The organism is Vibrio toranzoniae, assembly GCF_024347655.1.
GTDB lineage: Bacteria > Pseudomonadota > Gammaproteobacteria > Enterobacterales > Vibrionaceae > Vibrio > Vibrio toranzoniae.
In genome coordinates this window covers 1,101,512-1,124,897 of sequence record NZ_AP025514.1, presented here as the reverse complement: position 1 = coordinate 1,124,897, position 23,386 = coordinate 1,101,512, and the positions used below count along the sequence as shown (strand labels likewise).

The window sequence follows — 23,386 nt, the reverse complement described above, 5'->3', positions numbered from 1 at the left end:
AATATCATTGGGCCATTACCGAGCTTACTGCTCAGCTTCTTCGATAAGCTCTTGAACCGGAGAGGCTGGTTTATTTTGCGCAAAACCACGCAGGCCAACAACGTGCACGTGTTCGTGATCTTTGAATACCTTACGTACCAGTTTGTAGGTTGTGCCTTTTTCTGGGCTAATGTTCTCTGGGGCTGCAATCAAAAGTTGCATGCCTAGACGATCACAAAGCTCAAACAGTGTTGAGATAGATTTTGCATCCAAACGTGCTGCCTCATCAAGGAACAACAAGCGACATGGGACGATATCTTTACTACGAAGTCGACGAGACTCCTCTTCCCAACTTTGGATAACCATCAACAGAATGGATTGACCCGTACCGATAGCTTCACCCGTAGAAAGTGCGCCCGATTCAGCTTGTAACCAACCGTCTGAACCACGGTTAACTTCTACACTTAACTCTAGATAGTTACGGTAATCCAGTAACTCTTCACCCAGAACCTGTGGAGAGCGTTGACCCATATCGATATGTGGGTTAACACGCTGGAACAGCTTCGCCATTGCTTCTGAGAAGGTAAAACGGGTGCTTTCAAACAGGTCTTTATGTTGCTCTTGCTGGGTAGCGAGCCCGGACAATAAGATCTCGTGGCTTTCACGGATCTTAACGTTCAAACGTACACCCTTAACCTGACCAAAGTAAATATTAGACAAGCCTTGATTCAGCATGCGAATACGGTTCTGCTCACGCTGAATCGTCTTCTTAATGATGCTAGCTACCGACTCAGAACTGATCGCTAGGCGGTTTTCACGCTGCGTCAGTTCTTCTGTTAGACGAGCCAGTTCAACTTCCATCTCTTCGATTGCTTCAACCGGATCATCGGTATGAATGATGTCTTGGCGAATACGCTCACGAAGGTGTTGGTAAACCGCAATATAGAACAGTACCTTACGCTCTGGATGAGCATTGTCTTCTGATAGGCGTAGCGAATCGCGTAGATCTTCATTGTCAGCCACCGCCAAACGTAGCGCACCCAATGATTTATCCGACATTGAACGAAGTTCGCCAGCCGTTAGGTAAGCCAGCTCACGCTTGTGGAGACGACGCTCAACATCATTCTCACGAGCTAAGCGAAGTACTGAACACCAACCTGCTTTCGCTGCAACCACGAAGGTACGAAGCTCTGTGTACTCTTTCTGTACTTTCTTAAGACGCTTAGCCAGTGCTTTCATCTCAAGTTCAGTCGAGGTAATCGTACGCTCGTATTCACTCTTACGGCTACGAGAGGTGTGCAAACGCTCTTGAAGCTCGTCACGACGACGTACAGCACGCTCTTCAGAGCCTTCATCAGCGTTTACACCGAACTCTTGAAGCTCTTGCTTAAACTCTTGAACTGTTTCTTGCTTCGCTTGATGCGAGCTCTTCAGTGCCGCCAATACTTGGTTGTATTGGTTCATCTGTTCGCGAGCTTGCTTCAAGCCATCACGGCCTTTGGTTCTTGCTTGTTCTGCTTGAACCAGTTTCGCTTTAAGCTGCTCGCTTAGTTCACTGCTTTTGTTAAGCAAATCAACAGAGTCTGCGTAAGCAAAGTAGTGACGACGCTCAATCAAATCAGACAGTGCGAATACTTTGCCTTTTAGAGCTTGTAGCGCTTTATCAGCTTGTTGATATTCCGCTTCTAGCGCTTCAAATTGCTCAGGGTCTGCGTCTAGTGCAGAAACAACCTGCTCCAATGAATTAAGTGCTTTACCGTGATTGTTCAAGAAAGACTTCGCTTCACTCAAACGCTCAAGTTGTACTTCTAGTTCAGCCAGGCGTTCTGCTAAGGTTTCGTCTTCTAAAATACGCACCATAGGCGCGAGTTTGTCTAGCGCACCAAGTGCTTGCTTGCTCTGTAGAAGTTGGCTGCGTTGCTGCTGTTCTTTAGAATCCAACTCAGCCAAAGAACGAACAATTTGACTACGCTTATCACGAAGAGACGCTAGCGCCTGTTCAGGATCGGCGTTGAATGCAACGTGCAGGTGTTTCGCAACAAAGCTGTTGAATGCTTGGTATAGGCGATTCAGTTTTTGTGCATCAAATGCTGCTTTCGCGTGGTTCTCAACAACCACATCACGCTCTTCCCGTAATTTCTCTAGGCGTTGTTCACGAGCCGCACGGCCAAACAACGGGATCTCAGGGAAGCGAGAGTAACGCATTTGGCGATCGTTAAGCTGAACACATACAGCGCCTTCTAACTCGTCGGCATTGAATGAGCTGTCATCAAACGCATCGACATCACCTTCTAGGATGTAAAGGTCTTCTGGACAATCATCAAGGTCCACTAGCTTCTCTTTAATACCACTAAGATCAGACACCACAATCGCATGACGAGCTGGGCCGTACATCGCACTGAAGTAAGGTGCATCACCAATCGTGATATCGTCGTAGATTTCAGAAAGTAGCACGCCTCCAAGCATATCCGCGAGGCCTTTCAATCGACGATCGTTAGAACCACCCGGTGAAGCTAAGCGTTCAATCTCTTGATCAAGTTCAGCACGACGAGTTGCCAATCGCTCTTTCGCGGCCGCTTGAGATTTCTCATCTTCAAGTACTTGCTGCATGTGAGTCATCACTGCTTGGCTATCTTCGAGCTCAGCTTCGGTTTGATCTCTTAACGCTTCAAGCGCATCGTTTGCCGTTATCCACGCAGGAGCAATGGACTCAAGCTTTTGAATCTCTTGATCGTGGTTTTGTTGCTCACGACGTTGCTCACTCTTCGCTTCACGCAGCTCTTCTTGAGCATACTCAAGCGTTTCGATCTGCATTGCATGACGTTCGCGTTCTTCATCAAAAACCGCTTCGTCAGTCAGTGAGATGTTATGTTGTTTTTGATACTCGGTAGCAAGCTCTTTTGCTTGACGCTGTTGTGCCACGTCACGAGCCATGTCACGGTGCTGAGCACGCCACTGTTGTTCATTTTCAACAACGTGTTTTGCGTTACGGCCTTTTTCTAGCGCCTGCTTAGCACTGTAGGATGCTTCTTTACGGTCTACGTCACCAACAATGCTTTTAACCAAAGATAACGCTTTGTCGAACTGTGCAGACGCAGCAGATGACATGTCTAGCTTATGTTTAGTAGACAGTAGCGTCTGCGTGCTTGATTCTTGTTGGGCTTTTAGCTCAGAAACCAGAGTTAATGCACTTTCTGCGGTAATAGATTCATCACCAAGTAACTGCTTCGTTTTCTCTAATGCTTGAACCGCTTGTTGGTATTGCAATGCACGAGTTTGTTGAACATCCAAAGCTTGTTGATAGTCAGCCAACTGAGTCTTCAGGCTATCCACTTCTTCTTCAGTGATGGTTGCCTGCTCTTCAGCCAGAAGTACGCGCTCTTGGGCTTCTTCAACCACCATCATCTGCTCTTCTAGACACTCATTAAGCTCTTCTAGATCTTCGCTGTAGCGGGCAATTTTCTCTTGCTGACGAAGTGCAGTTTGAACCAGCTGAAGATGATCTGAAGCCGCTTGATAATCTTGCTCTAGCGCAGATTCTTGATCGACCAGCAGTTCAAGCTCTTCTTGGACACGATTTAGCAGGTTGTTTTGATCAAGCAAGGTTTCGCGAGAACCAAACAGTTCACCACGGAGCTTCATGGTTTGATCTAGCTTGTTACGACGATCGTTGGCATGGCGCATGTAATCCGCTGCCACGTAGTTCGTTGATTCAGTGATCAAATGCTTGAACAGGTCACGATCCGACTGCGTTGTCTTGATCGCTTCTAGCGTCATGCGGTTTTCGCGTAGTGCTGATTCCATATCTTGGAATGCTTTCTTCACACCGCCATTTTGCGGCAGAAGGTAATCGCGCAGAGAACGCGTAATCGCACTTGAGATACCACCATAAAGTGATGCCTCAATTAAGCGGTAGAACTTAGATCGATCACTGCTGTTACGCAGTTTCTTAGGAACGACACCGTACTCAAACATCTGTGAGTGGTAATCAACAATCGAAGAGAAGGCTTTGAAATGTGCACCTTCGTATTGTGCAACTGCAGCTTTCACATCGTTCAACTGACACACTCGAGCGTGACTGTCTGAAACGTTCTGAATCAGTACATCCGTTGGTTTCACATGGCTTGGAAGACCTTGGATAACGAACGGTTTGATATCGACTTTCTTGTCACGACCTGCCACTTGCTGCAGTTTTACTGCAAACAGTAGACGTTGATTACGAGAATTCACAACGTCTAGCGCCGCATAACATGCGCCAGGTTGAAGCTTACCGTAAAGGCCTTTATCACGAGACGACTGTGAGCTGCCCGCTTCCGTCGTGTTACGGAAATGCAGAAGGCTTTGGTCAGGGATCAGTGCTGTGATGAAAGCCGCCATCGTGGTCGACTTACCTGCACCGTTACCGCCAGAAAGCGTTGTAACCAATCCATCAATATCAAAAATACGCGCAAAGAAGCCGTTCCAGTTGACCATGGTTAATGATTGATACTTACCTCTTTCAATCATGCTTCACCTTCTACTTTTGTTTGTTCGCCATCGTTCGACTCAAGGTCAAAGTCAGCTTGATCGTTAAAAATGTCTTGTTGACCGTTTTCGTCTACGTCTGCATCGACTTCTGATACAGATTCTGCTTGCTCTTCATTTAACAAGCTACCTTGGTTAGGCTCTTGAGTATGCACCACAGCCTCACCATCACGGATAAGACGTAATTGCGCTTCTTTCATATCATCACCAACACGTACGTCAGCACCGAAACGGAATACCGCTTCGCTAATACGGAATTTACCCGTTTCGCCAATCGCAATCAGCATACCGATGCGGCGTAGACGACGTAGAGAAGTACGTACTTTTTCGAATAACTTTTCTTTGTCTAAGTCAGAGCCAGACGCACGGTTGGTTGCTAGCTTCATGAGTTTTTTCTCATCCGCTAACGCCATTAGCTCTTCAAACAACTCTTGGTTGTTGAAAATGCCTTCGTGCGCTAAACGTTCTGGGCTTAGGTACAAGAAACACAATACCTTGCCAACCAACATGTCCAGTTCAGACAACACACTACGACCAATGAGAGACGTAGAACGCGGACGCAAGTAAAAGAAGCCTTCTGGCGCTTTCACAAGCTCGGTGTTGTAGCGTTGATAAAAATGCTGAAGCTCAACTTCAAAATCAGAAAGTAACGCGTGGTTATCTAGATCTTCTGTTGAAATATGCTTACCTGAACGCAGCATACTGTCTAGCGCGGGGAACAGTGGGTTCGCTATCGCTTTTACCAGTTTCTCTGGCATGTAATCATCAGTACTTGTTAATGACATTTGCTTGTACCTTTGCACCGAAATCGTTGATTGCCTGCCAATCTGGCTGAATAGCCTGATAGTCAGACTCTGAGTAACCTAAGCGCACCGCTTGGTCGACAACAATTCTGGCTAAATCAAAATGGTGTGTGCGAGGGTGTGCAGCGAGGTAGTCGCGTAGCACAAGGCCAAGATCAATTGGCGAACCTTGCTGTTTGTGAGCTTTTAACATCTCTGCAATTCGGTCTGAAAGCAGATCATTCACTTGCTCAAATTCTTCGTATTCTACGTCGATTGGCGCTTGACCCATCACTTCGTCATCACGAAGCACGAGTGCTTCATCACGCAGATCGGTGAGCTTCTCAGCATCGGCGTAAGTCAATAACCACGGCGCATCAAAGTAGTCGGTCACCGACTGACGCAAGCGTTGGCTAAAGGCACGGTTTTTATCCATATCAATCGCGGTACGGATAAACTTGTGAACGTGGCGGTCGTAACCGATCCACAAGTCGATCGCTTGCTGACCCCAACTGGTGATTCGGTCAAGCTTCATCTGCAAACCGAATAGGGTTTCGCCAACGAACTCGAGTTCATCGTCACCGTAAACAATTTCTTGAATATCGAGGATCTGTGTTTGCAGTTCATCACCCGCTGCTTGCAAGGTGTCTTGCAATTCTTTTAGCGTGGACGAGGTTTCTGATAACAAGGTTTCACAGTTGTTAATCGCCTCTCGCCAATCTTTGTTTAAAAGGTCGGCAATTTGCTGCTTAACGGTTTGCTGCTGCTCATCCATAACACGTTGGTTAAGATCAATTTGATCGAAAATTTCACCAACAGAGTATTTGAGCACACCGTATACGTTCTTTCTCCAATGTCCTGGCGTTCCGCCTTTTTGTGCTGCTTCAATGGCTTTTGCCATCTCATCTGCAACCATAGAAAGCTGGATAGACAATTTTAATTTGGAGAACTGACGATGACGTAAGTAATAATCTGAGATACCAATCGCCAATGGTGATAGGCGATAAATACTCGTGCCATCAGTGATTTCGCTGGTAAAGCGGCTAATCAACTTCTGTTTAACCAACTCGTTGATGGCATTGTTGGCACGAAACGCCGACGCTTCGCCAGTATCTTCAAACAGTCGAGTGACAATGGCAAATGCATCGTGCAGTTCACCCTCGCCTAACTCTTCATCGAACCTTTCATTGCTTAGTACTGCGATAGCAATCAAAAATGCTAAGCGCTCTGGTGGCAAGTTTAATGAAAAATCATGCTGCTTGACCCAGCCCACCAACTCATCAATTGGCTGCTCTTCGGCAGTTTGAGTCATTTCACTCATTGTGGTTCCTGTTACTGTTCTTTGTCATATCGAACATGTTAGATATGACGCCTATTTCTTTATGACGCGGGCTTCTTACGATCGCATAGCGCATGTTGTGGCTTCTTTTACCACATTCACCGCTGTTATTGTGCAGGTTTTTGAGCCCAAACGTGAATATAACGGCCTAGCGACAGATATGGCTCCTGGCGACATAGCTGTTTTTCTAGTTCCAATACATCTTCAAATTGGTAATCGCCCATGTACTCCATATTACCTATGTAGTCACTAAAAGAGCGAATGCCAGATTTACCGCAGATTTCCAGACCGGCGTCTTCTATCCATTGATAAACCTCTTCAGGCTTCAAGCCTTTTTGTGGTTGCAGCTTAAACCGTTTTCGATGTGGCATCCCATTCAATACATGAGGAATGTTGCCACAAATCACATTTTTCAGGACTAATCCGTGGTGGTTGTAAAACATTATCGAGGCAACGCCACCCGGTTTTACTTGTTCTAACAATAAATCAAGCGCCTCTTTTGGGTCGGCTAGCCACTCCATGACCGCGTGAAACATCACAAAGTCGACTTTCTCATCGAGGTGTTCTGCCACTTTTTGTACCGGTGAATGAATAAATCGATACTGCTCTAACAAACCCGCTTCGCAGATACTTTCTTCTGCGAGTTTAAGCATCTCAGATGAGAGATCGCATAAAGACACGTGATGTCCAAGCGCGGCAATTTTTTGCGACACCTGTGCAAGTCCCCCTCCAGCATCAAGCACATGCAACGGTGAAGATGAATGCTCAAATTTGCTCAAAGCTTGCTCTAAATCTTCCCATACAATGACTTGACGGATCTCTCCTTTGTCAGAGCCGTAAATATTTTTTGCAAATTTGTGGGCAATATCGTCGAAATTACGGTCTTCAGTCACGGCTACTTGAGTTATTATGTCCTATCGTGCCTGCTATTCTGTCACAGGAATTTCAGGAATAAAGAGGCGATGTCTCTTTTTACTACTAAGTGATGTTTTTTCGGACTATTCGGATATGTTTGAGCTGAAAAAAGTAGTGTCTTCGTTACTGATGCCACTGCCAGCAATGTTAATTCTCGCCTTTCTGGGTTTAGCCCTAGTGATGTTTACTATCAACAGGAAGACGGGTTGCCTAATTACCCTTTCAGCCCTCTGTGGTATTTTCCTAATCGCTTTCCAGCCAGTTTCTAGCCAACTTTTAATGCCAATGGAAAGGCAACACACCGCTTTTTTACCCGTCGACGATACCGTCGATTACGTGATGGTGCTTGGAAGTGGTCACGTCGTAGACGACCAAATCCCGCCTACATCAGAGCTTAGCCGCACCGGTTTGATGCGTTTGAGTGAAGGAATTCGTATTCTACGTCTTTATCCTGGTGCCAAACTCATTTTGTCTGGCTACGGAGGAGGCACTGAAGTGAGCAATGCTAGAATGATGGCTAAGGTTGCCCTGGCCCTCGGCGTAGCAAAACCAGACATCATTTTGCTTGAGACAGCAAAAGATACCTGGGAAGAAGCCCGCCAAGCTGCTGCGTTTGTTAAACACAAGAGAATGGTATTGGTGACTTCTGCTAGTCATATGACTCGTGCATTGAATGAGTTCAATGCTGCAGGTATGGATCCATTACCTGCACCCACAAACTACCTTGCACAAGAAGGGATTGTTGAGCCTTGGAATAAGTATATGCCTAAGGCGCTCTACCTTGAGCAAACCGAGCGTTACTGGCACGAGACTATGGGATTGGTTTGGCAAAGCCTACGTGACTGGCTAGACACCAGTAGGGACATTTCAGAAGAACCGGTTGTTGTTCCTGAAGCTTCTAGCTTAGCTGAGGAAGACAGTGAAGTTTCTGCAGCACAATAAGCTCAGCTCAGCCTATTGAGCAGATAGAGCAGCAAAGAAATTTGTAGGTTCTTAGCTCGCTGGCAATAACCGTTAAGTAATAAAAAGCCGAGACATCAAATGATGTCTCGGCTTTTTTCCTTCAAATATCGTTACTAATGATAATTTCCCAAAGGGTATTAGTCACCAGCGAACATATAACCTTCACCGTGAACCGTCACAAAAATCTGTGGATTCTTAGGGTCGAACTCCATTTTGGCACGCATACGACGGATTAGTACGTCGATAGTACGGTCATTAGGCGCGTCCACTCGATGACTGATCATATTAAGAATACGTTCACGGCTTAACACTTGGTTAGGGTGGGAAGAGAGCGCTACTAGCAACTCATATTCCGCTTTAGTCAGTTTAACTGGATCACCGTTTTGGCTTAGTGCGCGACGAGGAATATCAAACGTCCACTCACCAAAACGAACCACAGATTCATTTTCTGTTTCTTCTACCATAGCGACCGCTATTTTACGAGCAGCAGCAATACGCCAAAGTAAGTTTTTAACTCGAACCAATAACTCGCGAAGTTCGAAAGGTTTAGTAACATAATCGTCTGCCCCCATTTCTAGGCCTACGATTTTGTCGATGCTATCCGTGCGTCCAGTAACTAAAATAATTCCAATGTCTGATTGACTGCGTAATTCGCGAGTTAGCATCAATCCATCTTCGCCTGGCAAGTTGATGTCCAGCATAATGAGGTCCACGTTGTTTTCTTCTAACACGCTTCTCATTTGAGCGCCACTTTCTGCTTCGCTCACTGTGTAACCTTCGTTCTGGAAGTATCCAACCAATTTACTGCGGGTTACCACATCATCTTCTACGACTAATACGTGATAGCTCATCTACACCACTTTTCTTATTTAATAGTTTCAATGACTATTCTATTCATAACTAGTAACAATTCTAGTGGTGCAGAAGATAAAAGCCATAAACATGGATTTTTTTTGATACAAGACAATCTTAAACCTTGCTATTTATCGTCCATAACAATTCAATATGGGCATTACCACTAACGAGTAGCTTTGCGCTGAGCAAATATCACGGTTAGTTAGACTGAATACCCCGGGTATACGAAAGACGATATTAGGATCAATCAAATGAAAGATACAAAAGCGTTCAACGAACAAAGAGCAGAAATCTACTGGTGGTTATCAAGCTTATTCGCCAAAGAACTCACTCAAGAAGAACTCGATCACTACCACTCTGTTGAGATTCGTTCTTTCTTGACTGGCTTAGGCGAAAATAAAACACTAGAACCTGCGATTAATAACTTAGTTGACGCACTAAACCGTCTGCAAACACGTGAAGACGCGCAACTGGAACTGTCTGCTGACTTTTGTGATCTTTTCTTAAAAACAGATAAACATGGCGCTCTTCCGTACGCTTCTATGTACATCGGCGAAACTGGACTATTGAACGATAAACCAGCAAAAGAGATGGAAGAGATCATGGCTAAACACAACTTAGTGGTTAACCAAGACCTGAAAGAGCCAGCGGACCACATTGCTATCGAACTCGATTTCCTTGGTAACTTGATCATTCGCTCTAACGAAACTGAGCTTGAAGAAGAGCTAGAAAAATCATTTTCTGTTCAACAACAGTTTATCGAGCAACAACTCCTTACTTGGGTACCCAAGTTCAACGTGAAATGTCATGACGTTGACGAATTCGGTTTCTACGCTTCAGTCTCATCTCTGTTACTCGCCTTCTGTAATTTAGACGCTCAATATCTAGCTGGTGACTAAACTTATTGCATGACTAGGTAAATAAATTCAATAGAATGTGACAATTCACCCGGATTTCAGGGTGAATTTTATTGCGAGTAACTTCTAGTCAGTCTAAAATTGTGACCGCAAACGATAAAATATGAAACATTCACGAAATGCTATGCTTATTTAAGTTCAGAGCATTTCGGTGTTAAGACAAGCCGCTCAATAGCGGTTTTTTGTTTTTTAGCACGTTAGTACCCAAAGAGCCCTACAAATTACAGCTCTTAGTTAGGTAGCTTAACGGCTACTTTATTCCGTACTTTGGGAAAGTAGCTTCTAATAGGATAAAACCATGGCCACGATAAAAGATGTCGCTCGCTTAGCCGGCGTATCGACAACCACCGTTTCTCACGTAATCAACAAAACACGTTTTGTTGCAGAAGCGACTCAAGAAAAAGTAAACAAAGCTGTAGACGAACTGAACTATGCACCAAGTGCTGTTGCTCGTAGCTTGAAGTGTAATACAACGCGCACTATCGGCATGCTTGTTACTCAATCAACCAACCTATTCTTCTCTGAAGTTATCGATGGTGTTGAGAGCTACTGCTACCGTCAAGGTTACACTTTGATCCTGTGTAACACAGGTGGTATCTATGAGAAGCAACGTGACTACATTCGAATGCTGGCAGAGAAACGTGTAGATGGCATCTTAGTTATGTGTTCAGACCTAACTGAAGAACTAAGAGTGATGTTAGACCGTCACGCTGACATCCCTAAAGTTATTATGGACTGGGGCCCAGAGAGCTCTCAAGCTGATAAGATCATTGATAACTCTGAAGAAGGTGGCTACCTAGCAACCAAGTACCTGATTGAACGCGGTCACTCTAAAATTGCCTGTTTAAGTGGCCACTTAGACAAAGCAGCCTGTGTTGAACGCATTGCCGGTTACAAGCGCGCACTCAACGAAGCTAAGATTTCTACCGATAACAACATGATCATCGAAGGCAACTTCGAGTGCGATACGGCAGTTCTTGCTGCAGAGCAAATCGTTGAGATGGAAGATCGCCCGACTGCTGTATTCTGCTTTAATGACACGATGGCACTAGGTCTAATGAGTCGCCTGCAACAGAAAGGTATTCGTATTCCTGAAGATATTTCGATCATTGGTTACGACAACATCGAGCTGGCTGAATACTTCTCCCCACCTTTAACAACGGTGCACCAGCCGAAACGTCGTGTTGGTAAAAATGCTTTCGAAATTTTATTAGAACGTATAAAAGACAAAGATCATGAAAAACGTGTCTTCGAAATGCACCCTGAAATCGTAGAGCGATGTACAGTTAAAACGTTAAATTAATTGATAAAATGAGTTTAATTTCATCAAGCGCACCTTTAGGTGCGCTTTTTTTATCAGCAACCAAAGTGAACCTAGATGCACAACACAAAGATCATTAATTGAAGCAATATCACATTTTGAAATAACAAGTGTGAGCCTCATTCAACAAAAACTTTATTCTATTCAATCAGTCACGCACAGGGCAAACCTCTTGAAAAAGTGGGACGCAAAGCTTCCGGCCTAAACCACTCGTTGGTATGGTAGCGGGGTTACCGATGGCAAAATGCAGTAACTACTAATCATTTAGTAATTTACGGCCTATTGACAATTTTATTGCAACATTTTGCTAATCTCTCGGACCTGCTTATTTGGTGGCGTAGTTCAAATACACCGAGATAAATAACATGGATAAACCGATACTAAAGGACTCAATGAAGTTATTTGAGCCCCTAGGAAAAATAAAATCACGCTCAATGTTTGGTGGATTCGGTCTTTTTGCTGATGACACAATGTTTGCTCTGGTTGTTAATGACCAACTGCACATACGAGCAGACAAATGCACAACAAAGCAATTCGAACAACAAGGGTTTCAACCATACGTCTACAAAAAGCGTGGCTTCCCTGTCGTTACTAAATATTTCGCTTTACCTGAAGGCTTATGGCAAGACCAAGAGCAAATTTTGCAGCTTGCAACCACGTCTCTGGGTTTTGCTAAAGAAGAAAAAGCTGAACAGTCTTCTGCTAAGCCGACCCGACTCAAAGATCTTCCGAATCTTCGACTCGCGACTGAACGTATGTTGAAAAAAGCAGGTATTGATTCCGTAGAACGTTTATATGAATCTGGCTCTGTAAACGCGTTTAACGCTATTAAAGAATCACATACATCCTCTGTCAGTATTGAACTACTTTGGGCGTTAGAAGGAGCAATTAATGGTACACATTGGTCCGTAATTCCACAGCAACGTCGTGAAGAACTTATAAATCGTGTTAACTAACGCTGTTAGCTTAAACCTATCGATACAACTAAGCCGCATTTCTTGCGGCTTTTTTTATATCTGCTGAAAGTTAATCTATGCTTTGCCTGTCTATCTATACTATCGGTATGCATTGAAAATTTAGAGGAAGTATCAATGAGTAAGAAAATGATATTGGGTATTGTGTTGGTCGTAACAATTGTCTTGTTAGGCATCAATTTCGGCCAGTACTTAACGCTTGAAAATGCTAAGACCCAACAAGCTGTTTTAAATGACTACATTGACAGCAACTTTATTTCAGCTGCCGCTATCTATTTTATTGCGTATGTAATGATTACTGCTTTCTCAATTCCTGGTGCCGCTGTTGTCACCCTGCTCGGAGCTGCTCTATTTGGTTTCTGGAATAGCTTGCTGCTGGTATCTTTCGCAAGTGCAATTGGCGCCACGCTTGCCTTTTTAAGTAGTCGCTATTTATTACGAGACTGGGTCCAAACTAAGTTTGGCGGAAAATTAACGACGATTAACAAGGGGGTCGAAAAAGACGGAGCATTCTACTTATTTTCCCTGCGTCTGATTCCTGTATTCCCATTTTTCCTTATCAACCTATTGATGGGCCTAACGCCAATGTCGGTCAGTCGTTACTACATTACAAGCCAAATAGGCATGCTACCAGGCACGGCGGTTTTCTTGAACGCCGGAACTCAACTTGCGGAGATTGACTCACTTTCAGGTATCATTTCCCCTTCAGTATTGTTGTCATTTGCTTTGCTCGGGGTGTTCCCAATTTTTGCTAAATGGCTAATGGGTAAATTTCGCTCAACACCGATAACTGATTAAGGTTCTATGTCATGAAAATCTTTGTTGCATCGAATCCGACAGAAGCCCACATCATATGTGGATTGCTAGAAAGTGAGAATATTGCATGTGAGGTCCGTGGTGAGGGGTTGTTTGGTTTAAAAGGGGAACTCCCATTTACAGAAGATACTGACCCGTACGTTTGGCTGTATGAACCAGAACTGGCCAACAAAGCTCTCACTATTGTAAATGATTACCAAAAGCAGCAAGATTCGATCATCTATGAAGAGTGGCGATGTAGTGAGTGTCACGAAGTCAACGAAGCACAATTTGGCTCTTGTTGGCAGTGTGGCGCAGCCTCACCTGAGTAATACGCCAAGACTGTGACAAGAGGCTCGGTTTGATACCTCCTCAAAATAAAAACGGGAAGCTAATCTAGCTTCCCGTTTTTATTTCAATTCTATCTAATCATCTACCCTGAGAATAAACCTAGAGAATTATTGAATTTGCTTTTGGATAAACTCGATAGAATGTTGATTGAATGCTTCAGGGTTTTCTACATTGCATACGTGACCGCAGTTAGCTATTTCAACCAGTTCACTCGACTCATGTGCTTGCACCATTTCCTTTACTGGCTTAATGAACATGTAATCACGCTCTCCCATTAAATAGAGAGTAGGAATGGGTAACTCTCTATCTTTGAAATACTTCATTAGGGGATTAACATCTGCGGTTAAGATGAACCAACGTTTAAACTCTTTTTGGCACAGTTTCTTTGCTTCTCGGATAAACAGATGACGGGACTCTTTTTGGCTTTTTTGTGGCATTACTACATACGCAAAAAGACTGTATAACCACATATAAGGAATAATGTGTTTACTTAAGTTACCTAATTTGATTAAAACTTGAGAACGCGTGTTTAGCTTAGTGACAGCGCCACCTAATACCATTGAACGCACACGCCCTGCAGCTAACTCCGCAACGTTACGTACTATGATCGTGCCTAAAGACATGCCAACAAAATGTGCAGAACGGATTTTAAGATGGTCTAACACTTTGAGAATATCAAGCGTCACTGATTTGAAGGTATAACGATTCGAAATCAGCCCTTTAAGTATATTGTCTGATTTACCATGCCCTCTCAAGTCAATGAGCAGCAAGTTGAAATGCTGTTTATACGCTTTGATCTGCTTGAACCAAATGGAGGAGCTGCCTCCAGCGCCATGCACAAATACAACCCACTCATCGCTCGTAGGGTGAGTAAATGTTTTATGAAATAGTAAACTCTCAGACATACCTATCGCTTTAATTATTGGAATGGAGCTATGCCTCTTCACGAGGCGATGACTAGGATATCACGCTATCAAGAACTTTAAGTGATAATAGTGTCAAACCTATCATTAGTCATGTGAATACCTACCCCACCTTTTCTACCTGACTAAAATGAGTTTGCAAGCTTGGTCTTCGTAAACGTGATGTGATCTGATCAGAAAACAAAAAGGCACTCTACCACCAGAGCGCCTTCTTTTATTAAGAACTGTTGTTGTCCGCCAGCTAATTTTAAAGCTGAATCAAAAAGTTAAAATGCCGAATGGTACATGGCAAGATATTCTTTAGCCGCCACTTCCCAATTAAAATCTTGTTGCATCGCATAAAGCTGAACGCGCTTAATTTCAGATGGATTTTGCGCATAAAGCAGCAATGAACGATGTAAGACTGCCAGTAACGCCTGCGGTGTTGGCTCCTCAAAAGCAAACCCTGTAGCTAACTCAGGGGCTTGGTCGTAATCATTCACGCTGTCTTTTAAACCACCCACAGAACGGACTATCGGTAAAGTCCCGTAAGCCATGCTGTAAATCTGGTTTAAACCACAAGGCTCGAATTCGGAAGGCATCAAGAAGAAATCAGAGCCCGCTTCAACTAAGTGCGCAAGTTCATTATTGTACGCTTCTACGAACGAGAACTTATCTGAGTGAAGTGCGGATAGCTCTTTCAACTGACTCGCCAACACTGGATCGCCTGTTCCTACAATCACGATCTGAAGCTCGTTCTTCAAAAACTGCTCGATGATGGGCAATAAATAATGCACGCCTTTTTGATGGGTCAGACGACAAACCATGCCATACACAGCGCAGTCGATAGCTGGCAAACCAACATTTTGTTGCAATTTTTGCTTACACGCCGATTTACCACGAACCATGCTGTGCTTGGTCGCTTTGTATTTGCGAGGCAAAAAATCATCCGTTTCAGGATTCCAAGCACCATAATCACAGCCATTCAAAATACCGAACAAGTCCGAAGCTCTGTGTTGGAACTCTGCTGCCATACCATGACTGCCAAGCTCAGTTTTGAGCTCTTCTGCATAGGTTGGGCTTACTGCATTCACTTTGTCTGCACACAAAACACCCGCTTTTAGCATGGTAACGTGAGTATCACTTACTGCAGCTTCAGGTACGCTATAGCTGTGCATTTCAGGCAGGCATTGCAACTCTTCGTAAGAAAAAACGCCTTTGAACACCGCGTTGTGAATTGATATAACACTGCGAGTGTTTTCGAAAAATTCGTGCTGGTGATAACGAAACTTAAGCAAGAAAGGAACAAAGCCCGTATGCCAGTCGTTTACATGGACGATATCAGGTTGGAAACCAAGCTTTGGCAACATATCCAAACACGCAGCGCTAAAAAACGAAAAACGTTCTCCATTGTCAGCGTAAGCTTGGTTGTTCTCTGCATACATTTCTGGGCGGTCGAAATACTGGGCACATTCGATGCCTAAAACTTGAACGCCTTCTACGGTCAGTTTCTTAACCTGATAAGCAGTATGAGGCCAATGATCGAGTTCAGTCGATAAAATAACGTCTGCTGAGTCAATGTTTGGAATATTTCTATATGCGGGAATAGTCACTCGAACGTCCTGGTCGAGAGCTTGCAAAGCCTTCGGCAGTGCCTTGGCTACATCAGCCAAGCCACCACTTTTAATCAAGCCTTCAACTTCAGACGCTACAAAAAGTACCGAGAGAGTCTTAGTAACCAACTCGTGCTCCTTTTTCAATAACTACGACACCATCATCAGATACGTGGTAATGCTTTTTGTCTTCTGTCAAATTTACACCAATCTGTGTACCCGGTGCGATGTCTGCATCTTTATCAATGATAACGCGGCGCAGGATACAACCCTCACCCACTTTTACATCACCGAGTAAGATACTTTCGCTAATATCACACGCTGATGCGATATTGCTACGGAATCCCAATACACTCTTTTCAATACGCGAACCACGTACATAACTACCGCTACACACAAGGCTATCAATGATCTGAATTCGACCATTTGCCGAATCAGTAAACGTAGCTGGTGGTAGTGGTGGGTAATAAGTGTGTAGAGGCCATTTGCGGTTGTATAGTGAGAATGGCGCATCTTTCTTGAGAAGGTCCATGTGCGCTTGCCAGTATGCGTCAATCGTACCTACATCGCGCCAGTAAACTTCTTCTTTCTCACCAGTAATACGGTTGGTGCTGAAATCATAAACAAACACGTCACCACGTGGGAACATGTTTGGAATAATGTCTTTGCCGAAATCGTGTGTCGAACCTTCTCTATCAGCATCTTCCGTTAGTTCAGCAAAAAGTTCTTTCGCTTCAAATACGTAGTTGCCCATTGAAACGAGCGCTGATTCTGGATCGCCCGGAATCGACTTCGGATTTGCAGGTTTCTCTTCAAAGCCAATCATACGACCGTCAGCATCAACCTCAATAACACCAAACTCAGAAGCTTCTGCAAGTGGCATACGTAACGCTGAAACCGTTAAAGCCGCTCTCTTTTCTTTATGGAAATCAAGCATCTGTTTGATATCCATTTTATAGATGTGGTCAGAACCGAAAATACAGACTTGATCTGGTTCTTCCAACTCCATGAAACCCATATTTTGGTAAATAGCATCTGCCGTACCTTCATACCAACGCTTTCCTTTACGCATTTGCGCTGGAATAGGGTCAATAAAACGATCTGTTATACCACTGATATTCCAACCTTTTTTCATATGATGAAACAAAGATTGTGACTTAAATTGTGTTAACACATAGATCTTCATAAGATCTGCATTGACGAAATTGTTTAAAGCGAAATCAATTAAGCGGTAGCTACCACCGAACGGAACCGAGGGTTTGCTGCGAGATTCTGTTAAAGGTCTCAAGCGCGAGCCTTCGCCACCAGCAAGAATCATTCCCAATACACCAGCCATTTTATTCTCCATATATCTATAGCTTGTCGATGTCAGTACTCGTAGAGGTATCTTCCTCTGGGGGATGAGCACTAACACTTATTCAGGGTACTTAGCGAATATCTATTCACATACAGTGACAATATCCTAAGCCAAACGTTATTATATGTGCATTATTATTTGCACTTAGTTTTATATACGTTATCGACTTTCCTGTCGATTTCAATTTTTAATACGCCATTCTGCGCTATGTAACCGATTGCTTTTTCTAAGACTTAAAGCAGCTCACACTACCCCCTCTCAGAGATACATTACATTAACACTCACCACACATTAGGTATACAACTAACCCCAAACTTGAGAGTTACAGTATTTTAATTGAGTTACAATACTGTTAAAACCACATAAAAAGATACGATTAATCATTTCCTTCATTTTCCTGTGGTCATTTAATAAAACTTCAGAACTAACAGGAGTCTACCATTTGCATAATTAGTCATATTTAGATCAAAAAAAAAGCAGCCGAATGGCTGCTTTTTCAATCAATAACGTTCAATCACTTTTCTTTGGGCTTTTTACGCTTATCCGTAACTTCCCATTTACCGTCGATGTACAACGCAGTCCAACCGGATGGTTTTCCATCGACTTCAGTACGCACGTAGTTTTCTTTAGTCTTACGACTAAAACGAACCACTGTCGGCTTACCATCAGGGTCAGCAACTGGTGCTGATGTTAGGTATTTGAATTTAGGTGAAATTCGGTCTTTAAAACGAACCAGCTCTTCTACTAATGGCGCACGTGTTTCACGCGATTTAGGGAAGTTACTCGCCGCCATAAACAAGCCAGAAGCACCATCACGAAGCACAAAGTACGCGTCTGAATTTTCACATGGAAGCTCAGGGAAGTGCACGGGATCTTCTTTAGGTGGCGCAACTTCACCATTCTTCAAAATCTTACGAGTGTTCTTACAATCTTCACTAGTACAGTCCATGTATTTTCCGAAACGACCGTTTTTCAAAACCATGTCAGAACCACACTTATCACATTCAACAAGCGGGCCATCGTAGCCTTTCACTTTAAATTCGCCGTACTCAACCACATAACCTTCACAGTTAGGGTTGTTACCACACACGTGCATCTTACGCTTATCATCAATCAGATAAGCATCCATTGCTGTTTCACAGATAGGACAACGTTTTTTGGCTCGAAGTGCTGCGGTTTCAACGTCCTCTTCAAGAACGTTAACAATGCCTTCTTCATCACCAAGGTTTATTGTCGTCTTACAACGCTCTTTTGGTGGAAGCGCATAACCAGAACAGCCAAGAAATACACCTGTCGAAGCGGTACGAATACCCATTTTACGGCTACAAGTCGGACACTCAATATCGGTTTCCACGATATGGTTTGGCTTCATGCCACCAGCGTCTTCGTCTAAATCCGCTTTTTCCAAATCGCCAGTAAAGTCTTCGAAGAAGTTATCTAGCACGCCTTTCCAGCTTGCTTCCCCTTCTGCGATCTGGTCTAACTTCTGCTCCATACGAGCAGTGAAATCGTAGTTCATTAGGTCATTGAAGCTGCCGTCTAGACGGTCAGTAACAATCTCACCCATCTTCTCTGCATAGAAACGGCGTTGTTCAACTTTCACGTAACCACGATCTTGAATCGTCGAGATGATCGATGCATAAGTTGAAGGACGACCAATACCACGCTTCTCAAGCTCTTTAACAAGTGCCGCTTCAGTGAAACGTGCCGGTGGCTTAGTGAAGTGCTGTTTAGGGTCTAACGCAATGAGATCGAGCTTATCGCCAATCTGCACTGCTGGAAGAATCGTGTCTTCGTTTTTACCCATTGGGCGTTGAACGCGTGTCCAACCATCAAATTTAAGGATACGACCTTTCGCTTTTAACGTGTACTCATCTGCTTTAACGCTTACTGTCGTTGAATCGTATTGAGCTGGTGTCATTTGACATGCTACGAATTGATTCCAAATCAGCGAGTAAAGCTTGTGTGCGTCTGCGTCTACGCCGTTTAGGTCTTCCGACTTAACATCTACACTTGAAGGACGAATCGCTTCGTGGGCTTCTTGAGCGCCCTCTTTGCTGCCGTATACAAGTGCTTTAGGTGGAAGGTATTTCGCGCCGTACTCAGAACCAATGTATTCACGAGCGGCTTCTACCGCTTCTGAACTCAAGTTGGTTGAGTCAGTACGCATATAAGTGATGTAACCCGCTTCATACAAGCGTTGAGCCAGCATCATGGTTTTCTTTACGCCGTAACCAAGACGCGTACTCGCCGCCTGTTGCAGCGTTGACGTGATGTAAGGTGCAGACGGCTTACTCTTCGTAGGGCGGTCTTCACGCTTACATACTTCGTATTGCGCTTTTTCTAAAACACTAACTGCAGCTTGAGTTTGCGCTTCGTTTTCAGGTTTAAACGCAACACCATCTTTCTGCGCAACTTGTAGCCTGAAATCTGTTTTATCTGTTGTTTTAGTGTCAGCATGTACATCCCAAAACTCTTCAGGGATGAAAGCGTTAATCTCACGCTCACGCTCAACCAACAGCTTAACGGCTACCGATTGAACACGACCAGCGGACAGGCCTCGAGCTACTTTCTTCCAAAGCAGAGGTGACACCATAAAGCCAACAACACGGTCCATAAAACGTCGTGCTTGTTGTGCGTTTACGCCATCAATGTTTAGCTCACCTGGAGTTTCGAAAGCTTGTTGAATAGCATTCTTGGTGATTTCGTTAAAGACCACTCGCTTGTATCGCGTTTCATCGCCACCGATGATCTCACGAAGGTGCCATGCGATAGCTTCTCCTTCGCGGTCCAAATCGGTTGCGAGATAAACGTGGTCTGCGTTCTCAGCCAGTTTTTGTAATTCAGCAACAACTTTTTCTTTGCCAGGTAAGATTTGGTAATTCGCTTCCCACTCTTTGTAAGGGTTGATGCCCATTTTTTTAATGAGTGCTTTGCGATCTTTTTCTTTTTTGATACGAGCTTTCTCTTCTGGGCTCATACCTTTTGTTGAAACTGCAGCAGCCTTTTTACCAGTACTTTGACCTGCCGTTGGTAAATCACGTACGTGACCTACACTCGACTTTACGACAAAGTCTTTGCCAAGGTATTTATTAATAGTTTTAGCCTTGGCTGGCGACTCCACTATAACGAGCGATTTACCCATATTGACTCTAACGTCCTTAATCACGATGCTTCAGCACCAACAATTTAACTTGCGGGCTTTTACGCATGATATTCTAAATTCATTGCTTCTTTTTTTACTATTGTGCGAGATTACTAGAAGATCAACCGCTTTTTTCAAAATTGGATCTGATCGCTCGACAATTCGACGACTCATAGATAAAGGGTCACAATATAAAGAAGCTATAAAGTACTCACGAAGAATACTTGCAAGAGCCTATTCATCAGGCATTACGTCTAAACGGGCTCATACTAAGCTTGTCCGCGAATCTAACGCGAGTTCCATTCAATTATTTTTGTCGTAAATCACAAAATAAATTGTGGATATTCGAAAAGACTCTCTTAAACGGTTGTGAAATCATTGAATTTCTAGTTCGACACCATAAACTCAACGTTATATTCAGTTATCAGAGATAAACTCATGACAAAGAAAGTAATCGCAGAATTTGATTTACTGCTTATCGCAAACCAAATTATCCAATCACATGATGACTACATTGAAGGCATGCGCGCAAACAGCGTAGTAGAACAAGACGATGTTCTCATTTTCAAAGGTGAATATTTCTTAGACAGCAATGGAATGCCAACAGAACATACAACCGGGGTATTTAACATGTTTAAATACTTAGCGCACCATCTTTCGAAAGAATTTACGCTTCAGCAATAATTCAAAAGCTTGCCATTTAGGCAAGCTTTTTACTTCCTCAACCTTTATATGCTTTGCATTTTTATAGACTTAGCATTTTCAGCTTATCGAAGTAGTCAGGGAATGTCTTTGAAGTACAACCTGGATCGTTGATGGTAACCGGCGTATCGCTCAAGGCGACTAACGAGAAACACATCGCCATACGGTGATCATCATAAGTATCAATCGCCGCGTGTGTCAGTTCAGCTACTGGGTTAACGATTAGGTAATCTTCTCCCTCTTCAACCTCAGCACCGACTTTACGTAATTCGGTTGCCATTGCAGCCAAACGATCCGTCTCTTTCACACGCCAATTGTAGACGTTACGGATAGCCGTTGTGCCTTTCGCAAACAGTGCCGTTGTCGCAATAGTCATCGCAGCATCAGGAATATGGTTATAGTCCATATCAATACCTTTCAGCTCGCCACAACGAGAGATAACGTAGTCGTCACCCCATTCGATTTCCGCACCCATTTTCTCAAGCGCATCAGCGAATTGGATATCACCTTGAATACTGTTTTTACCAATACCAGTGACCTTAATTTCACCACCTTTAATCGCAGCAGCTGCAAGGAAATAAGACGCTGATGATGCATCGCCTTCCACTAAGAAATCACCCGGCGTCGAGTAAGATTGCCCGGTAGGAATCACGAACTCTTGGTAATCGTTATTAACCACATCCACACCAAATTGTTTCATGATGTGTAGCGTGATATCGATATAAGGCTTAGAAACCAATTCACCGTCAATTTTGATGGTCACTTCGCCTTCAGCCAGAGGAGCAGCCATCAAAAATGCCGTCAAAAACTGACTAGAGATAGAGCCGTCGATTGAAACCGTCCCACTTTTAAGACCAGTACCTGTGATCTTCAGTGGTGGGAAGTTTTCGCTTTCTAGGTATTCGACTTCGGCGCCGGCTTCGCGTAGTGCTGTGACTAAGTGGCCAATCGGACGCTCTTTCATGCGTGGCTCGCCTGTCAGAACATACTCACCACGACCTAAACAAAGTGCTGCAGCAAGCGGTCGCATCGCCGTACCTGCGTTACCTAAGAAAAGTTCAAGAGCTTTATCGCTTGAGAATGCACCACCCACACCCGTTACTTCACAAACAGTTTTGTCAGCAGACAACTGATAATCGACACCTAGTTGAGTCAAGGCATTCAACATATGGCGAATGTCATCACTGTCTAGCAAGTTTGTTAGGCGAGTTGTTCCAGTTGAAAGTGCCGCCAAAAGAAGTGCACGGTTGGAAACACTTTTTGAGCCAGGTAGGTTTACTTCCCCACTCACTTTTTGAATTGGTTGTAACGTAAGGCTTTCCATTAAATCTTTTAGTCCTTGTACCACCCGAAGTCACTGGCGCGTATTTATTTTCGGGTGATGAATAATTCTTCGTACTCGCAGATTAACTAACTTTTCCAACGAACTCCAGAGCTAATCCCCTTGATAAAGGCGATTAATCAGTCAATCAATTGAACCAAGACACTAGTACACGACATCAACACGTACGCCATCAGAAAAATAGAGAATTCGCACATCATCACCTCGGTTAAACAACATCGAGTTATCGACATCTTGAATAATGTTAACCAACTTACCCTCTTTGGTTTTGACCAATAACTCGACAAGTTTGTACTCAACTTTGTACTGTGTATTGCCCCGGTTACGAGCTATTCCCGCACCAGCCACTGCGCCCACGGCCGTTGCGACTTCCTTACCAGTGCCACCACCAAATTGATTACCGATTAAGCCACCGATCGCAGCACCCAATAAGGTTTCCCAACCATTCGCTTTCGATTCAACGATCTCTTGTTGAGTGATGTATCTAACCGTATCGATCTCACCATAAACCACCTCATTCACTGGGCGAGCTTGGTTTCTGTTGTAAGCTGCATTTGCCAACATGGGCAAAACAAGTAAAATCCAAAGCAACTTCTTCATGGTAAAACTC

Annotated in this window: 18 protein-coding genes and 1 riboswitch; of the genes, 7 read left to right on the top strand and 11 right to left on the bottom strand. The window is 43.9% G+C overall.

Annotation, left to right across the window (positions count from 1 at the left end; genetic code table 11):
* Window positions 1-24: 24 nt before the first annotated feature.
* From mukB to cmoM, 4 genes are all read right to left on the bottom strand, one after another.
* Window positions 25-4,485 carry a chromosome partition protein MukB gene (gene mukB / locus OCU50_RS04995; RefSeq protein ID WP_060467410.1) on the bottom strand — a complete coding sequence of 1,487 codons (4,461 nt, stop codon included), beginning with the start codon at window positions 4,483-4,485 and terminating at the stop codon, window positions 25-27.
* On the bottom strand, window positions 4,482-5,288 hold the full coding sequence (gene mukE, locus OCU50_RS04990; protein ID WP_060467409.1) for a chromosome partition protein MukE: 807 nt from the start codon (window positions 5,286-5,288) through the stop codon (window positions 4,482-4,484). The genes mukB and mukE overlap by 4 nt, the downstream gene beginning before the upstream one ends.
* Entirely contained in the window at window positions 5,269-6,606 is a 1,338-nt protein-coding gene (gene mukF / locus OCU50_RS04985) for a chromosome partition protein MukF (RefSeq protein WP_060467408.1), read from the bottom strand. Before mukF ends, mukE begins: the two co-directional genes overlap by 20 nt.
* Before the next feature lie 125 nt (window positions 6,607-6,731).
* The gene (cmoM, locus tag OCU50_RS04980) at window positions 6,732-7,517 is read right to left on the bottom strand and encodes a tRNA uridine 5-oxyacetic acid(34) methyltransferase CmoM (protein ID WP_060467407.1); all 786 of its coding nucleotides are present in this window, start codon (window positions 7,515-7,517) and stop codon (window positions 6,732-6,734) included.
* Between the two features lie 115 nt (window positions 7,518-7,632).
* Here cmoM and elyC point away from each other — a divergent pair, with 115 nt between their 5' ends.
* Window positions 7,633-8,481, top strand: coding sequence for an envelope biogenesis factor ElyC (gene elyC, locus OCU50_RS04975; protein WP_060467406.1), 849 nt, complete (start codon window positions 7,633-7,635; stop codon window positions 8,479-8,481).
* Between the two features lie 158 nt (window positions 8,482-8,639).
* Here the strand turns inward: elyC and torR are convergent, their stop codons facing one another.
* A complete protein-coding gene (gene torR / locus OCU50_RS04970; RefSeq protein WP_060467405.1) occupies window positions 8,640-9,353 on the bottom strand; it encodes a two-component system response regulator TorR in 714 nt (237 codons plus the stop codon).
* Between the two features lie 255 nt (window positions 9,354-9,608).
* Between torR and torD the strand changes: the two genes are divergently transcribed.
* The 5 genes from torD (at window position 9,609) to OCU50_RS04945 (ending at window position 13,696) form a co-directional block, all read left to right on the top strand.
* A complete protein-coding gene (gene torD / locus OCU50_RS04965; protein WP_060467404.1) occupies window positions 9,609-10,256 on the top strand; it encodes a molecular chaperone TorD in 648 nt (215 codons plus the stop codon).
* A 316-nt stretch (window positions 10,257-10,572) separates the two neighbouring features.
* Window positions 10,573-11,577 carry an HTH-type transcriptional repressor PurR gene (gene purR / locus OCU50_RS04960; RefSeq protein ID WP_017055044.1) on the top strand — a complete coding sequence of 335 codons (1,005 nt, stop codon included), beginning with the start codon at window positions 10,573-10,575 and terminating at the stop codon, window positions 11,575-11,577.
* Window positions 11,578-11,747: 170 nt separating this feature from the next.
* A riboswitch (cyclic di-GMP riboswitch) is annotated at window positions 11,748-11,833 on the top strand.
* A 127-nt stretch (window positions 11,834-11,960) separates the two neighbouring features.
* Window positions 11,961-12,551, top strand: a complete 591-nt coding sequence (locus tag OCU50_RS04955) for a TfoX/Sxy family DNA transformation protein (RefSeq protein WP_082710320.1) — start codon at window positions 11,961-11,963, stop codon at window positions 12,549-12,551.
* Window positions 12,552-12,686: 135 nt separating this feature from the next.
* Entirely contained in the window at window positions 12,687-13,367 is a 681-nt protein-coding gene (locus tag OCU50_RS04950) for a TVP38/TMEM64 family protein (protein WP_060467402.1), read from the top strand.
* A gap of 11 nt (window positions 13,368-13,378) precedes the next feature.
* The gene (locus tag OCU50_RS04945) at window positions 13,379-13,696 is read left to right on the top strand and encodes a putative signal transducing protein (protein ID WP_060467401.1); all 318 of its coding nucleotides are present in this window, start codon (window positions 13,379-13,381) and stop codon (window positions 13,694-13,696) included.
* Window positions 13,697-13,822: 126 nt separating this feature from the next.
* Here the strand turns inward: OCU50_RS04945 and OCU50_RS04940 are convergent, their stop codons facing one another.
* The 4 genes from OCU50_RS04940 to topA all read right to left on the bottom strand — a co-directional run bounded on the left by OCU50_RS04940 (window position 13,823) and on the right by topA (window position 20,732).
* Window positions 13,823-14,620: an alpha/beta fold hydrolase gene (locus OCU50_RS04940; protein ID WP_017055040.1), complete on the bottom strand. Its 798-nt coding sequence runs from the start codon at window positions 14,618-14,620 to the stop codon at window positions 13,823-13,825.
* 284 nt (window positions 14,621-14,904) lie between these two features.
* Window positions 14,905-16,359, bottom strand: coding sequence for a glycogen synthase GlgA (gene glgA, locus OCU50_RS04935; protein WP_060467400.1), 1,455 nt, complete (start codon window positions 16,357-16,359; stop codon window positions 14,905-14,907).
* Window positions 16,349-17,566, bottom strand: coding sequence for a glucose-1-phosphate adenylyltransferase (gene glgC, locus OCU50_RS04930; RefSeq protein ID WP_017055038.1), 1,218 nt, complete (start codon window positions 17,564-17,566; stop codon window positions 16,349-16,351). Before glgC ends, glgA begins: the two co-directional genes overlap by 11 nt.
* Before the next feature lie 535 nt (window positions 17,567-18,101).
* The gene (gene topA / locus OCU50_RS04925; protein WP_060467399.1) at window positions 18,102-20,732 is read right to left on the bottom strand and encodes a type I DNA topoisomerase; all 2,631 of its coding nucleotides are present in this window, start codon (window positions 20,730-20,732) and stop codon (window positions 18,102-18,104) included.
* A 438-nt stretch (window positions 20,733-21,170) separates the two neighbouring features.
* Here topA and OCU50_RS04920 point away from each other — a divergent pair, with 438 nt between their 5' ends.
* Window positions 21,171-21,416, top strand: a complete 246-nt coding sequence (locus OCU50_RS04920) for a YciN family protein (protein WP_060467398.1) — start codon at window positions 21,171-21,173, stop codon at window positions 21,414-21,416.
* Window positions 21,417-21,477: 61 nt separating this feature from the next.
* Here OCU50_RS04920 and aroA read toward each other — a convergent pair whose 3' ends face one another.
* Window positions 21,478-22,758, bottom strand: coding sequence for a 3-phosphoshikimate 1-carboxyvinyltransferase (gene aroA / locus OCU50_RS04915; RefSeq protein WP_060467397.1), 1,281 nt, complete (start codon window positions 22,756-22,758; stop codon window positions 21,478-21,480).
* 162 nt (window positions 22,759-22,920) lie between these two features.
* The gene (locus tag OCU50_RS04910; protein ID WP_060467396.1) at window positions 22,921-23,376 is read right to left on the bottom strand and encodes an outer membrane lipoprotein; all 456 of its coding nucleotides are present in this window, start codon (window positions 23,374-23,376) and stop codon (window positions 22,921-22,923) included.
* Window positions 23,377-23,386 lie beyond the last annotated feature (10 nt).

Bases quoted from the DNA above. Each gene is read 5' to 3' on its own strand.
- mukB (WP_060467410.1), bottom strand. From the start codon at position 4,485: ATGATTGAAAGAGGTAAGTATCAATCATTAACCATGGTCAACTGGAAC.
- mukE (WP_060467409.1), bottom strand. From the start codon at position 5,288: ATGTCATTAACAAGTACTGATGATTACATGCCAGAGAAACTGGTAAAA.
- mukF (WP_060467408.1), bottom strand. From the start codon at position 6,606: ATGAGTGAAATGACTCAAACTGCCGAAGAGCAGCCAATTGATGAGTTG.
- elyC (WP_060467406.1), top strand. From the start codon at position 7,633: ATGTTTGAGCTGAAAAAAGTAGTGTCTTCGTTACTGATGCCACTGCCA.
- torR (WP_060467405.1), bottom strand. From the start codon at position 9,353: ATGAGCTATCACGTATTAGTCGTAGAAGATGATGTGGTAACCCGCAGT.
- torD (WP_060467404.1), top strand. From the start codon at position 9,609: ATGAAAGATACAAAAGCGTTCAACGAACAAAGAGCAGAAATCTACTGG.
- purR (WP_017055044.1), top strand. From the start codon at position 10,573: ATGGCCACGATAAAAGATGTCGCTCGCTTAGCCGGCGTATCGACAACC.
- OCU50_RS04955 (WP_082710320.1), top strand. From the start codon at position 11,961: ATGGATAAACCGATACTAAAGGACTCAATGAAGTTATTTGAGCCCCTA.
- OCU50_RS04950 (WP_060467402.1), top strand. From the start codon at position 12,687: ATGAGTAAGAAAATGATATTGGGTATTGTGTTGGTCGTAACAATTGTC.
- OCU50_RS04945 (WP_060467401.1), top strand. From the start codon at position 13,379: ATGAAAATCTTTGTTGCATCGAATCCGACAGAAGCCCACATCATATGT.
- OCU50_RS04940 (WP_017055040.1), bottom strand. From the start codon at position 14,620: ATGTCTGAGAGTTTACTATTTCATAAAACATTTACTCACCCTACGAGC.
- glgC (WP_017055038.1), bottom strand. From the start codon at position 17,566: ATGGCTGGTGTATTGGGAATGATTCTTGCTGGTGGCGAAGGCTCGCGC.
- topA (WP_060467399.1), bottom strand. From the start codon at position 20,732: ATGGGTAAATCGCTCGTTATAGTGGAGTCGCCAGCCAAGGCTAAAACT.
- OCU50_RS04920 (WP_060467398.1), top strand. From the start codon at position 21,171: ATGACAAAGAAAGTAATCGCAGAATTTGATTTACTGCTTATCGCAAAC.
- aroA (WP_060467397.1), bottom strand. From the start codon at position 22,758: ATGGAAAGCCTTACGTTACAACCAATTCAAAAAGTGAGTGGGGAAGTA.
- OCU50_RS04910 (WP_060467396.1), bottom strand. From the start codon at position 23,376: ATGAAGAAGTTGCTTTGGATTTTACTTGTTTTGCCCATGTTGGCAAAT.